Raw genomic sequence first — 13,307 nt, 5'->3', positions numbered from 1 at the left:
CGGGCACGGACTCCGGGGCCTGTCGATGACGACAGATATGAACGGACGACGACACCGGGAACGACGCCGAATGAGACATGTCCACGGGACACGTCGAAACAGACGGCGGCGCGCACGAATGCCCGCCCGCCGCGCACTGCCTCCCATCCGGACTTTAACCGTCGGTCCAGGAATTTCACCTGGTCAACCGGCCGCTGGAAGCGACCGGGTCGCGGACTTTAACCGCCGGTTCGGAGTTTCACCGACCCCGGAGTGCGCTGCTTCTGGTACAGAGCCAGTGTGCCACGCCTGATCGATGCCCACGGGCCCGATGCCTGTGGGCTGGCTCACAGCGCATCTCGATGGACTTCACGGGACACTCATGACGGCCCAACTTCCGTACGGGCACGGCGCCTTGCCATTGGTCCATACCTATTGACGCACCAGTTCAGTCCTCTTAGGGTCTGCCTTCACCGATCCGCCCCAAGAGCGACCCGGCGGCGGTGACGGAGGCCCTTGCCCCGCCGCCGGGTCTCCTGCCCGCTACGGTCTTGCTGGAGGCGTAAGGAGCTGATCAGCATGACCACGATCCTGGTGACCGGCGGCACCGGAACGCTCGGCCGGCTCGTCGTCGAGCGGCTGCGCGCGAACGGCCACGAGGTGCGGGTGCTCAGCCGGCGCTCCCGGCCGTACGCCGTCGATCTACGCGAAGGCGGCAGCGGGCTTGACGCGGCGGTGGCGGGCGTGGACACGATCGTGCACTGCGCGACCACGGCGCGCGGGGGCGACGAGCAGGCGGCGCGCCATCTGATCACGGCAGCGCGGAGGGCGGGCGTACGGCACCTCGTCTACATCTCGATCGTCGGCATCGACCGGGTGCCTTTCGGCTACTACAAAGCCAAGCTGGCCGTGGAGAAGCAGATCGAGGCATCGGGGCTCGGCTGGACGATCCTGCGCGCGACCCAGTTCCACGACCTTGTCGCGACACTCCTCCAGGCCCTCTCCAAGCTCCCGGTTCTGTTCCTGCCGGCCGGGGTCAGCGACCAGCCCCTCGATGTGGCCGAGGTCGCCGACCGTCTGACCGGCCTCGCCACGGGCCGACCCGCCGGACGCGTCGATGACATGGGCGGTCCCGAGGTCCGTACGCTCCCGGACCTGGCCCGCGCCTACCTGAAGGCGACGGGTCGCCGTCGGCCGATCGTGAACGTCCCGCTGTTCGGCAGGGCGTACCGCGCCTTCCGCACGGGCGGCCACCTGACTCCGGAAAGGGCCGTGGGGAAGGGCACGTTCGAGGAGTATCTGGCGGCTCGGTTCGACGGAGTGCGCTCGTGACGCGCCCCGTCAGGGGCACGGGGCTGTGACATGTGCGGCTCCGCCGCGAGGGGGCCCCCGCTCGAGCGGAGCCGAGAGTGGGGGGAAGCGACCAGCCACAAACGACCCGCGGTTTCCACGCCGCAGTTCCCACCCCGCACGTCTCACCCCGCACCCAGCGGAGCGTCATCGCGCGAACAGCTCGTCCTGCGCCCCTTCCCGCGCCATCAGCAACGCCCCCCGAAGCACCGCTCCGCCCCCCAGCCAACTGGCCCGCACCTCGGTGGGCAGCGGCGACAACCGGGTCAGCCGTTCCTGGACGCGACCTGCCAGAGCCTCGCCGCCGGCCTGCCCGATCTCCCCCGCGAGCACCACACACCCCGGGTCCAGCACGGCGATCACGGACGCGGCCCCGATGGCAACACGATCGGCGAGCGCATCGAGGAAGCTGCCCGCAGCGCCACTCGCCGGCACACCACTCGCCGCCGCCCGGACCAGTGCCGCCGCATGCGGCTCCTGAGGTGACGGGGGCGCCACCACGCCATACTGCTCGGCGAGTTCGACGATCGCCGCCGCCCCCGCGAGGGAGTGGAAGCCGCCGTCGCAGGCCGTCGCCGACGGCAGCCCCGCGGTTCCCGGTACCGGGAGGAAGCCGATCTCGCCGGTGCCGCCGGAGGCGCCCCGGCGCAGGGTGCCGTCGAGGACCACGGCGGCGCCGATGCCGTGGCCGAGCCAGAGGAGGACGAAGGTGTCCCGGTCGCGGGCGGAGCCGACACGCTGTTCCGCGAGGGCCGCGAGGTTCGTCTCGTTCTCGACGAGGACGCGGGCCGCGAGCCGGTCGTCAAGTGCGGCGACGAGACGCCGGTGCCACTCGGGCAGGCCGGAGGAGTCACGGAGTTCGCCGGTGGCGGGGTCGATCAGACCGGGCGCGCCGATCCCCACCGTGTGCAGCCGGTCGGCGCCCGCCTCTTTGGCCGTACGCTCAACCAGCGTGACCGCCTGCTCGACCGCGGACCCGGTGCCCGTCTCGTCCCCGATCGGTACCGACGCCTCGGCCAGCACCGAGCCCAGCAGGTCCGTGACGACCACGGACACGCCCTCGGTGCGGACGTCCAGCGCGGCCAGATGCGCGAGGCCTGCGACGATCCCGTACAGCCGGGCGTTCGGGCCACGGCGCTGCTCCCCCGCCTCCCCCACGACCGCGATCAGCCCGGCGGCCGTGAGGCGTTCCACCAGGTCGGCGACCGTGGGCCGGGACAGTCCGGTGAGCTGCTTCAACTGCCCTGCCGTCAAAGGGCCTTCCTGCTGCAGCAGCCGCAGGGCGAGCCGGTCGTTGATGGCCCGGGCAGTACTCGGGGATGCGGGCATGCCGGGATCCTTCCAGATGGGAGGGGCAAGGCGACCACGGCCCGATATCCGCTATCTATCAGGCAGGGACCCTGATAGTTTACGTCGGCGGATCGGCAGAGCGGACAGGCGCGAGGGAGGGCCCGGGGACGTGAGCGAAGTGGTCTACGGCAAACGCGAGTTGAGGCGCGCCCGGTACGCCGTGGCGACGGTCTTCGCCGTTCACGGCGCCGTGACGGGCTCGTTCGCGACCCGCGTTCCGTGGATCCAGGACCACGCCTCGGTGAGCGCGGGTCAACTGGGGGTGGCGCTCGCGTTCCCCGCGATCGGCGCCTCCGTGGCGATGCCGCTGGCCAGCGGGATCAGCCATCGCTTCGGTGCCCGTGCGGCCCTGCGCGGACTGCTCGCGCTGTGGACGCTGGCCCTGGTACTGCCCTCACTCGCGCCGAATCTGCTCACCTTGTGCGTGGCCCTCTTCGTGTACGGCGCCACCGCGGGCATGTCCGACGTGGCGATGAACGCGCTGGGCGTCGAGGTGGAGACCCGTCTCGACAAGTCGATCATGTCCGGACTGCACGGCATGTGGAGCGCGGGCGCCCTGATCGGCTCGGCGGCCGGCACCCTCGCCGCCCACCTGGGCTCCGACGCCCGCCTCCATCACGCCCTGGCCGCCGTGGCGCTCACGCTGATCGGTGTGGCCGCCTGTCAGGGCGTACTGGATCTGCGGCCCACTCAGGACGAGGAGGCGCCGCCGCGGTTCGCGCTTCCCCCCAGGTCCGCGCTGCTCATCGGCGCGGTCGGGTTCTGCGCGGTGTTCGCGGAGGGGGCGAGCCTGGACTGGTCGGCGGTCTATCTTCGGGATGTGCTCGACAGTTCGGCCGGAGTGGCGGCGGCGTCCACGACCGGCTTCACCCTCACCATGGCGATCGCGCGCCTCGCGGGCGACAGGGTGATCGACCGCTTCGGCCCGGTCCGCACCGTACGCGTCGGAGGCGTCCTCGCGACCCTCGGCGGGCTGCTCGTCGTGGCGGCCCCGAACGTGGTGGTGGCGATGAGCGGCTTCGCGCTGCTCGGCCTCGGCATCGCCGTCGTCGTACCGCTCTGCTTCGCGGCGGCCGGACGCAGCGGCCCCAACCCCGCCCAGGCCATCGCGGGCGTAGCCACCATCACGTACACCTCGGGCCTGATCGCCCCCTCCGCCATCGGCACGATCGCGGACGCGTCGAGCCTGGTGGTGTCCTTCGGCCTGGTGACGGCCCTGGCCTTCGGGCTCGCCGCGTTCGCGGGCGTGCTGCGCACCGGCGCCCGGCAGACTGCCGAGGTCGCCTCACACGAGCCGGTTCAGCGCGCCAAGTCGTAGGCGTAGTCCGGGGCGAACGTCCCCGGCGCGGCCAGGCAGCCGTCGGACTCGCCCGGCAGCTTGATCCACAGGTAGCCGTCGATCCGGGCCTCGCCGGTGCTCAGGGTCGGTGACTGGCCCAGTTTGCGGCCCGCCGGATCGCACCACACGCCGGGAGGCGGGGCGCCGTTGCCGTTGCGGCTGGTGTCGATGACTGCGCCGAGGCTCGCGGGGCCGCCGAGCGCGTCCAGGGTCTGCCGGACGTACGCGATCTCACCGCTCGTACCGTTGAAGTTGGCGACGTTGCTGAAGATGCCGTCCGAGCCGGCGGCCGAGGCCGCACCCGCCTGGCGCAGTAGCGGGGCCACTTCCGAGGCGGGGTGCCAGTCGGAGTGGCCCGCGTCGTAGTAGACCCGGGCGTTCGGGTTCGCGGCCTTGAGGACGCGGCCGGCGCGGGCCAACGAGGCGAAGCGGGCGCCCCGTTCACCTTCGGAGAGGCAGTCGGACAGGGCGATGGAGTCGGGCTCCAGGATCACGACGACCTCGCCGGAGCCGAGGCCCGCCGCGAACTTGTCGATCCACGCGTCGTACTCGCCGAGGTTGCCCGCCCCACCCTGGGAGGGCCCGCCGCAGTCGCGTTGCGGAATCGCGTACGGCACCACGACCGGGACGCTCCCCTTGGCCGCGGCGGCGGACGTGACCGCACGGACCCGCGAGGTGATGGTGTCCGGAGCGAACTCCGCGAACCACACTGCCTGCGGATGGTCCGCTATGCGGGACTCTATGAGCGCGGCACGAGGGTCGTTGCGGTTCGCGGCGACCCACTCGAGCACTTTGGAACCGGGGTAGCGGTACAGATTCGTGGACGCCTCGACGGCCTTCGGCTTCTTCACCTCGGGCTTCGGGACTTTCGACGGCTTGGGGCTCGGCTTGGCCGAGGACTTGGACGGCGAGGAGGACGGCGAGGGAGACGCCTTCGTGGGCGATGAGGTCGGCACGGCCGGACCGGGCTCCAGGAACGGGGAGGTGGTCACCTCCGGGCGGGCCTCGTCGCTGCCGCCTCGGTCATCGAGTGCGGACATCATCCCCGTCGCGGTGCCGACCGCCACCACTGCGCAGGCCACCGACACCATGGCGCCACGCCGGGCGGCGCGCCTGCGCTCGGCCTTGCGTTCGGCAAGGCGCCGGGCACGTTTGCCTGACACTCGGTGCTCCCCCTCCGCTTCCCGATCGGGCACGTTCCCCCGTTCTGGGGAAGCGTTCGGCCCGTCGGACCTTTAGTCACCCTAAGGGTGGGACGCTGCATCCATGGTCCAGTTGGAACATTTCGCGACACCCGTGGACAAGGTCGTATCTCGTCTGCGCACGCTGAGCGCGACTTGGCCCGAGCGGGACGGCGTCGCGGTCTTCAACCGCGTCTACCTCACCGTCACGGAGGAGGTCGACCGGCACGTGGACGCCGGCCAATTCCCCGACGCGCAGGCCGCGATCACGCTGGATGTGCGGTTCGCCGAGCGCTACCTCGCTGCCGTCGAGGCGGTGGCCGAAGAGCGCCGTCCACCCGCCTGCTGGCGTCCGCTGTTCCAGTTCCGGCGCCATCCCGGTGTACGCCCCTTGCAGTTCGCGCTCGCGGGCATCAATGCGCACATCGGGCACGATCTGGCGCTCGCCGTAGTAGACGCCTGTCGTACGCTCGACTGCGAACCCGTCCACCTGGAGGACGAGTTCGACCGCGTGGGCGACATCCTCAGCACGCTGGAGGAGCGCATCCGCGAAGATCTGATGCCGGGCCCCGACGTCCTCCAGATCGCCGATCCGCTCACCCATCTGATCGGCTCGTGGAGCCTGGAGCGGGCGCGGGACGGAGCGTGGTCGGCGGCTCGCGCGCTGTGGGCCCTGCGCGCACTGCCCGACCTCGCGGACGAGTTCGCCCGCCGCCTGGATGCGGCCGTCGGTCTGGCAAGCCGGATGCTGCTCACTCCCCTGCCGGATTGATCCGGTCTCTCCTCTGCCGGATTGATCCGGCCACACCGGCTCGGCACCGCCGAATCGGGGTACGCGGGCGTTAGGTTGACCGTTGAACTGCCTTAGGCGAACCGACGCGAAGGAGCATACGCATGGCCACCAGGTTGGGTCTCTGTCTTCCTCAGGCGCCGCAGTACGACATGGGACGGGACGTGCCCGATGTGGCGCGCACCGCCGAGCAGATCGGCTACGAGAGCTTGTGGGTGTACGAGCGCGCCCTGTTCCCGGAGCCCGCGACGCAGGGCCTGTACGGCGTCCCGGGCCTGCCCTGGCCCGAGCACTACCGCAGCGTCCCCGACGCGCTGGTCACGCTGACGCTGGCGGTCACGGCCACCGAGCGGGTCCGGCTCGGCACGGGTGTCCTGGTCGCCCCGCTGCACGGCCCGTTCCAGCTGGCCAAGACGCTCGGCACGCTGGACGCGGCCAGTGGCGGCCGGGTGGTGGCGGGCTTCGGCACGGGCTGGTCGCTGGACGAGTACGCGGCGGCGGGCGTCGCGCCGTTCGAGGAGCGCGGCAAGGTCCTGGACGAGGTCCTCGACGTGTGCCAGGCCGTGTGGGGCCCGGACCCGGTGTCGTACGAGGGCAACCTCACCAAGATCGAGTCTGCCGTGGTCGGGCCCAAGCCCGCCCGGCCCATCCCGGTCCTGCTGCCCGCCAACACGAAGAAGGCGCTGACCCGGCTCATCGACCGCGCCGACGGCTGGATGCCGATCGCCATGGGGGCCGAGCAACTGGCCGCACAGTGGCGGCAGGTGCAGGACATGGCGGCCGAGCGCGGCCGGACGAAGCCGATCGAGACCGCAGTGCGGGTGAACGGCGTGCAGTACACGGCGAAGGCGTACGACGGCGCCGACCGCGCCCCGTTCCAGGGCAATGTCGAGCAGATCGTGACGGACCTCAAAGCCCATGCCGAGATCGGCCTCGACGAGTTCTTCCTCGACCTCCAGGCCTCCACACGGGACGCCCAGGAGCTCAAGGATGTGGCCGCCGAGGTGTTCACGGCGGCGAGGGCGGCCGGGATCTGAGGTTCCGCGTTTCTCTTGAGGCGGCCGGCCGGCCCTCGCCTCACTCCTCGGGCAGTTCCACCGGCGCTATCTCGTCGTAGAGGTCGCCGGGCCCGGGGTTGGCCGGGTCGGTCGCCCCGCCCAGGTGGTGCATGACGCCCCAGACCGCGTTCAGCGCGGTCTGGACGGCGCCCTCGGCCCAGCCTGCCGTCCAGGAGATGTCGTCGCCCGCGAGGAAGATGCCTCGCTTGTCCTCGGGGAGCCGGTCCTGCATGAAGTGCGTGAACAGGCGCCGCTGGTAGCGGTAGTGGCCGGGCAGGTTGGCCTTGAACGCGCCCATGAAATGAGGCTCGCTCTCCCAGGACACGGTCACCGGGCTGCCGATGATGTGCTTCCGGATGTCGACCTTCGGATAGATCTCTCCGAGCGACTTCAGCATCACCTCCATCCGCTCGTTGGCGGAGAGCGGCAGCCACTTCAGGCTGTCGTCGCACCAGGTGTAGGAGAGGCAGATGACGGCGGGGCGGTCCGGGCCGTTGTCGAGGAGGTAAGTACCGCGCGTCATACGGTCGGTGAGGGTCATCGACATCGCGTCACGCCCGGTTGCGTTTCCCCTGTCGTCGACGGCCTTGTCGAGCCAGAAGGGCCGGTCGACGGGCACGAAGAGCTTGCTCGACTCCATGTAATGAGTCCGCTCGACGGCCGTCCAGTGGTCGATCGGGAAGAGCGAGTCGTCGCAGTCGACCTTGGAGAGCAGCATCCACGACTGCGCGGTGAAGATCGCCGCTCGGTACGTACGGATCTCGCCGTGCGCGTCCGTCACGGTGATCCGGTTGCCGGCGGTGCGGTTCAGGCGCGTCACGGCGGGCTTGGGGGTCCCGTCGTGCAGCTTCGCGAGCGAGGTCCCGTACGGCCAGTGCACGATCTTCTGCGGCTCGCGTTCCCAGAGCCGGAGCGGGAGTTGGCGGCTCCCGCCGACGATGCCGCGGTGGTGGTCGTCGGCCTCGGTGTAGACGACACGCAGGATCTCGAGGATCGAGTTGGGGAAGTCGGTGTCCCAGCCGCCCGTGCCGAAGCCGACCTGGCCGAAGATCTCGCGGTGCCGGAAGGACTTGAAGGCCTCGGAGTCGCAGAGGAAGCCGTAGAAGGTCTGGTCGTCGAGCTTCTCGACCAGCCTTGCCCAGATCTCGCGGATGCGCGGGACGTCACGCTCGCGCATGGCCTGGTTCATGGCGGAGAAGTCGGCGCCCTCTTCGAGGCAGGCGTTCCAGGCCGCCGCGACCTGGCGGTAGACCTCGGGCAGGTCGTCGATGGTCCGGGCGTAGTGGGCCTCGCCCTTGAGGTCGACGACCGTCGAAGGCGTCACTTCGGCAAGGGGGTTGGGGAACGGCCTGGTCTCGAGGCCCACCAGGTCGATGTAGTGCTGGAGTGCCGTGGAGGACGGAGGGAAGCGCATCGCGCCGAGCTCGGCGATGAGAGAGGGATCGCACCCGTCGAAGCCCACCGTCCGCAGCCGGCCGCCGATCTCGTCGGCCTCGTACACGACGGGCTTCAGGCCCATCTTCATCAGCTCGTACGCCGCCACGATGCCGGACAGGCCGCCACCGATGACCGCGATCTCGGTGCCGTGTCCGGTCGCCGGGATCTGGCCGAGGCCCGCGGGGTGCGCGAGGAAGTCGTCGTACGCGTACGGGAAGTCCGGGCCGAACATCGTGATCGGCGGCTGATGCTTGTCTGCGTGCTCGATGGCGTTGGGCACGGTGGACGTCATGGGGTGCGGACTCCTTGCGAGAAAGCTGCGGGGTGGGGCTTGGGGGGGCGAGTCGTTCAGATCGTTCGGCTCAGGGGCCCGTAGACGCTGGGACGGCGGTCCTTCAGATACGGGTTCGCCTCGCGCGAAGCGGCCAGCAGGACGGGATCCACGTCACCGAGGACAAGCTCTTCGCCACGGCCCGCGCGGGCCCGGGCCACCCCGTCAGGGCCGGCCAGCGTGGAGAGCCCGACGAACTCGAACTCCCCTTCCGCGCCGACCCTGTTGACGTACGCGACGTACATCTGGTTCTCGAAGGCGCGCACCGGTACGACGCATTCGGCGACGAACTGGAACGGGTGCATCTGGGCCGTGGGGACCACGAGGAGGTCGGTGCCGGCCAGGGCGTGGACGCGGACGTTCTCCGGGAACTCCACGTCGTAGCAGATCATGAGGCCGATGCGGAGGCCGCCGAGCTCTGCCTGGACGACCGGGGCGTCGCCCGGTGTGAAGTGGTCGCGTTCGAAGCAGCCGAAGAGGTGCGTCTTGCGGTAGTTGGCGAGACGCACGCCATCGGTGGCGATCAGCTGGGCGGAGTTGAAGACGGTGTCGCCGTCCCGCTCCGGGTATCCGTACGCGATCGCGAGTCCGTGCCGCCCTGCGATCTCCGCGACCGCGTCGGCCCAGTCCCCGTCGGCGGGCTCGGCAAGGCGTCGCACGTCGGCTCCGATCGCGTACCCGGTCAGGAACATCTCCGGTGCCACCAGCAGCCCGGCGCCCGCGGCGGCGGCACGCCCCGCGGCCTCGTCGAGAACCTTGAGGTTCGCGGCGACGGAGCCGGGGCGTCCGGAGCTCTGGAGCAGGGCGGTGCGCATGGGTGTTCCTCACCGGGGGCGGAGGGGGGTTCGGGGGCCAGATCGACGGTACGGGCGGCGGCTTCGGCCGGACAAGGCGGTGTTGTTGCGTGTTTGAGGGCGGATCGTTGCGTACTTCGGGGGCCAGGCGGCGATTCGTTGCGCACGGGTGGTTTCACGGTCGGAACTTGGCGGTCGAGGCTCTGGCCAGCAGGATCAGCGCTGTCAGCAGGTACGGCACGGCAAGCATCGCGAACACCGTGCTGTGCGCCGCCTGCGCGCCGATGACCGCGTACACGCCGAACACGGCGACCGTGGCCAGCTCGGTGCCCAGGCTCGCGACGGAGGTGAGGGTGGCCCGGCGGGTGTCGTCGATGCGGTGCTGGAGCCGGACCTCGGCGAGCACCTCGGCCAGGTGGAAACCGCCGAAGGCGACGGCGACGAGGGCGATACCGGCAGGCGTACGCGTCAGCGCACCGACGGCGAGGGCGAGCGCGGCGCCCGCGATCACCGCCGCAAGCCCGGTCGTCCCGAGGCGTTCGGCCGCTCCGGCGAGCAGGCTGCCTGCCGCGACCACTGCCCAGACCAGCAGGAGCAGGTAGGGCACCGTCTGGTCGGCCACGCCCGTGTCGCGGATCAGGAGCGACGTGTACTCGTCGAGCGCGCCCCACACTGCGGCGACGGCCGGCACGAGCAACAGGGCGCCGCGCACGGAGCGGTCCCGGTGTGCTTCGGCGAGCCCGGTGCGCAGGGTCGTCGCCCAACCGTCGTCACCGCTTTCCGGCGGCACACGGTGCTCCGGGAACCGGGTCGCCGACGCCGCGGTCAGCAGGCAGGCCAGGACGCTGACCGCGCCGACGGCCGGGTAACCGCCCAGCGCGAGCACCGGTCCGGCCAGCCCCATCGACGCCATCGTGGCCAGCAGCCGCGCCGCCCGGGAACGGCCCATGACGTGGGCGTAGCGGTCGGCGGCGCCGAGCCGGTCCAGCTCCTCATAGACCAGCGCCTCCAGCGCGCCGGAGCCGAGCGCTCCACCCGCGCCCCACAGGACGAAGCCAAGCGCGAAGGCCGCGTACGACGGGACGAGCACCCACAGGGCGAAGCCGGCGGCGGTGAGCAGCGGGCCGACCCACAGAAGAGTCCGCCGCGAGAAGGTGTCCGCCCAGGCACCGGAGGGGACCTCCAGCAGTACGCCGGTGAGTGACCACAGGGCGAAGAGGGAGGAGATCTGCCACAGGGACATCCCGGTGTCGGCGAACAGCAGGGCGTACACCGGGTAGAGCAGGACGAGGTCGTCGAGGAACGCGTAGCCGTACAACGTGGCCGTGAGCCGCCGTACACCGGTGGTCTCGGGCACGCGCGCAGGTGAGATTGTCATGAGGCCTTCCCGCAGGGACGAATCGGACGCCGGAGGTACAGCGCCCGAGGCGGCCCTCGGGAGGCACGGCTGGTGGATCAATGTCGCCAGGTCATGGCACCGATGTTAGACGCGCGGGAGCCACCGGCCCAGGGGATAACGGTGGCCCGTAGTCAGCCAGGCGCCCCCGAAGAAAACCTCCGCAGCAACGGCGACAGCACCAACACGGACTTCGTCCGCTCCACGAACGGCTCCCCGGCGATCCGCTCCAGCACCCGCTCGAAGTGGCGCATGTCGGAGGCGAAGACCTGAACGACCGCGTCCGCCTCACCGGTGACGGTGGACGCGGCCACGATCTCCTGGTAGCGCTCGAGACCACGTCGAATGGTCTCGGGCGAAGTGTTGCTGCGGCAGTAGATCTCGACGAACCCCTCGGTCTCCCAGCCGAGCGCGGCAGGGTCCACCCGAACCGTGAAACCGGTGATGGCTCCGGTGGCCCTCAACCGGTCCACGCGCCGCTTCACGGCGGGCGCGGACAGGCCGACCTCCTGCCCTATGTCGGCGTAGGAGCGGCGGGCGTCCTCGGCGAGGGCGTGGACGATGCGTTCGTCGAGTTCGTTCAGCACGTGAGCGCTCCGCTGGGTGAGGCGGTTTCGAAGCTGCGGGTTCGCTGTGGCTGGTCGCGCCCGCGCGGCGGAGCCGCAAATTGATACTGCCCCGCGCCCCCAAGAGGCCTGCGGCCTCCTTGGACGCGCGGCGGCATCGCCCAGCAACGTCAGTTCCAGCTGGCATGCAGTGGCATGCCCTCCGCATAGCCGGCGGCGCTCTGGATGCCGACGACCGCCTTCTCGGCGAACTCCTCCAGGGAGTTCGCGCCGGCGTAGGTGCAGGAGGAGCGGACGCCCGCGATGATCGCGTCGATGAGGTCCTCGACGCCGGGGCGGTCCGGGTCGAGGTACATGCGCGAGGTGGAGATGCCCTCCTGGAACAGGCCCTTGCGGGCCCGGTCGTACGCCGACTCCTCGCTGGTGCGGTTCCGGACGGCGCGGGCCGAGGCCATGCCGTACGACTCCTTGTACAGGCGGCCGTCGGCGTCCTGGTGCAGGTCGCCCGGCGACTCGTACGTGCCGGCGAACCAGGAGCCGATCATCACGTTCGACGCACCGGCGGCGAGTGCCATCGCCACGTCGCGCGGGTGCCGGACGCCGCCGTCGGCCCACACGTGCTTGCCGTACTTCTTGGCCTCGGCGGCGCATTCGAGGACGGCCGAGAACTGCGGCCGGCCGACGCCCGTCATCATGCGCGTGGTGCACATGGCGCCGGGGCCCACGCCCACCTTGACGATGTCCGCGCCCGCCTCGATCAGGTCCCGCACACCGGCCGCGGCGACGACGTTGCCCGCGACGATCGGGACCTGCGGGTCGATGGCGCGTACCAGTTTGATCGCTGTGACCATCGACTCCTGGTGGCCGTGCGCCGTGTCGATGACGAGCGTGTCCACCCCCGCGTCGAGCAGTTGCTTGGCCTTGCCCGCGACGTCGCCGTTGATGCCGAGGGCGGCGGAGATGCGCAGACTGCCGTTGGCGTCGGTGGCCGGTGTGTAGAGGTTCGCGCGCAGGGCGCCCTTGCGGGTGAGGATTCCGGCGAGGCGGCCGTCCTGGTGGACGGCGGGCGCGTAACGGCGGTTGGCGGTGTCGAGCGTGTTGAAGGCCTCGCGCGGCTCGATGTCCGCGTCGAGCAGCAGCAGGTCGCGGGACATGACTTCGGCCAGCTGTGTGAAGCGGTCGACTCCGCGCAGGTCGGCGTCGGTGACCACGCCGACGGGCTTGCCGTCCTCGTCCACGACGACGCCTGCGTTGTGCGCCCGCTTGGGCAGCAGCGCCAGCGCGTCGGCGACGGTCTGGTGGGGCGCGAGGACGATCGGGGTGTCGAGCACCAGATGACGGCCCTTGACCCAGGAGACGACCTCGGTGACGACGTCGATCGGGATGTCCTGGGGAATGACGACGAGCCCGCCGCGGCGGGCCACGGTCTCGGCCATCCGGCGGCCCGCGATCGCCGTCATATTCGCGACCACCAGCGGAATCGTGGTGCCGGTGCCGTCCGGCGACGCCAGGTCGACGTCCTGCCGCGAGCCGACCGCGGAACGGTTCGGCACCATGAAGACATCGTCGTACGTCAGGTCGTAGGGAACCGGAGATGACTCTACGTAGCGACCGGTGCTGGCCTCGAGGAAACGCATAGACCCACAGTTTCACGCGAATTGGCGCAGGTCTCTCCCATGAAGACACAGCAAGAGGCCCCCGCGATCAGGCAATCCTCCAGGGAGGTACGGGGGCTC

Annotated in this window: 11 protein-coding genes and 1 riboswitch; of the genes, 4 read left to right on the top strand and 7 right to left on the bottom strand. The window is 70.7% G+C overall.

Annotated elements, in window-relative coordinates:
• Positions 1-129 precede the first annotated feature (129 nt).
• Positions 130-260, bottom strand: a riboswitch (FMN riboswitch).
• A gap of 298 nt (positions 261-558) precedes the next feature.
• Positions 559-1,311 carry an SDR family oxidoreductase gene (locus tag ABD357_RS06625; protein ID WP_344388145.1) on the top strand — a complete coding sequence of 251 codons (753 nt, stop codon included), beginning with the start codon at positions 559-561 and terminating at the stop codon, positions 1,309-1,311.
• Between the two features lie 165 nt (positions 1,312-1,476).
• Here ABD357_RS06625 and ABD357_RS06620 read toward each other — a convergent pair whose 3' ends face one another.
• Positions 1,477-2,658 (bottom strand): ROK family transcriptional regulator, encoded by a 1,182-nt coding sequence (locus ABD357_RS06620; RefSeq protein ID WP_344388143.1) that lies wholly within the window; start codon positions 2,656-2,658, stop codon positions 1,477-1,479.
• A 130-nt stretch (positions 2,659-2,788) separates the two neighbouring features.
• Between ABD357_RS06620 and ABD357_RS06615 the strand changes: the two genes are divergently transcribed.
• Positions 2,789-3,997, top strand: a complete 1,209-nt coding sequence (locus ABD357_RS06615; protein ID WP_344388142.1) for an MFS transporter — start codon at positions 2,789-2,791, stop codon at positions 3,995-3,997.
• Here the strand turns inward: ABD357_RS06615 and ABD357_RS06610 are convergent.
• The gene (locus ABD357_RS06610) at positions 3,979-5,109 is read right to left on the bottom strand and encodes a glycoside hydrolase family 6 protein (RefSeq protein WP_344388234.1); all 1,131 of its coding nucleotides are present in this window, start codon (positions 5,107-5,109) and stop codon (positions 3,979-3,981) included. The genes ABD357_RS06615 and ABD357_RS06610 overlap by 19 nt on opposite strands.
• 175 nt (positions 5,110-5,284) lie before the next feature.
• On the opposite strand from ABD357_RS06610, the gene ABD357_RS06605 reads away from it, so the two are divergent.
• Positions 5,285-5,971 (top strand): DUF5995 family protein, encoded by a 687-nt coding sequence (locus ABD357_RS06605; RefSeq protein WP_344388141.1) that lies wholly within the window; start codon positions 5,285-5,287, stop codon positions 5,969-5,971.
• Positions 5,972-6,093: 122 nt separating this feature from the next.
• Positions 6,094-7,026, top strand: coding sequence for an LLM class F420-dependent oxidoreductase (locus ABD357_RS06600; protein ID WP_344388140.1), 933 nt, complete (start codon positions 6,094-6,096; stop codon positions 7,024-7,026).
• A 40-nt stretch (positions 7,027-7,066) separates the two neighbouring features.
• Here ABD357_RS06600 and ABD357_RS06595 read toward each other — a convergent pair whose 3' ends face one another.
• From ABD357_RS06595 to ABD357_RS06575, 5 genes are all read right to left on the bottom strand, one after another.
• Positions 7,067-8,776, bottom strand: coding sequence for a flavin monoamine oxidase family protein (locus tag ABD357_RS06595; RefSeq protein WP_344388139.1), 1,710 nt, complete (start codon positions 8,774-8,776; stop codon positions 7,067-7,069).
• A gap of 56 nt (positions 8,777-8,832) precedes the next feature.
• The gene (locus ABD357_RS06590) at positions 8,833-9,630 is read right to left on the bottom strand and encodes a carbon-nitrogen hydrolase family protein (RefSeq protein ID WP_344388138.1); all 798 of its coding nucleotides are present in this window, start codon (positions 9,628-9,630) and stop codon (positions 8,833-8,835) included.
• Positions 9,631-9,784: 154 nt separating this feature from the next.
• Positions 9,785-10,987: an MFS transporter gene (locus ABD357_RS06585; RefSeq protein WP_344388137.1), complete on the bottom strand. Its 1,203-nt coding sequence runs from the start codon at positions 10,985-10,987 to the stop codon at positions 9,785-9,787.
• Positions 10,988-11,139: 152 nt separating this feature from the next.
• The gene (locus ABD357_RS06580) at positions 11,140-11,592 is read right to left on the bottom strand and encodes an Lrp/AsnC family transcriptional regulator (protein ID WP_344388136.1); all 453 of its coding nucleotides are present in this window, start codon (positions 11,590-11,592) and stop codon (positions 11,140-11,142) included.
• A gap of 149 nt (positions 11,593-11,741) precedes the next feature.
• A complete protein-coding gene (locus ABD357_RS06575; RefSeq protein ID WP_344388135.1) occupies positions 11,742-13,208 on the bottom strand; it encodes a GuaB1 family IMP dehydrogenase-related protein in 1,467 nt (488 codons plus the stop codon).
• Positions 13,209-13,307 lie beyond the last annotated feature (99 nt).

Source organism: Streptomyces vastus, assembly GCF_039532825.1.
GTDB lineage: Bacteria > Actinomycetota > Actinomycetes > Streptomycetales > Streptomycetaceae > Streptomyces > Streptomyces vastus.
Note: the sequence above shows the minus strand (reverse complement) of the source record. Positions and strands in the feature narration are given on the sequence as shown.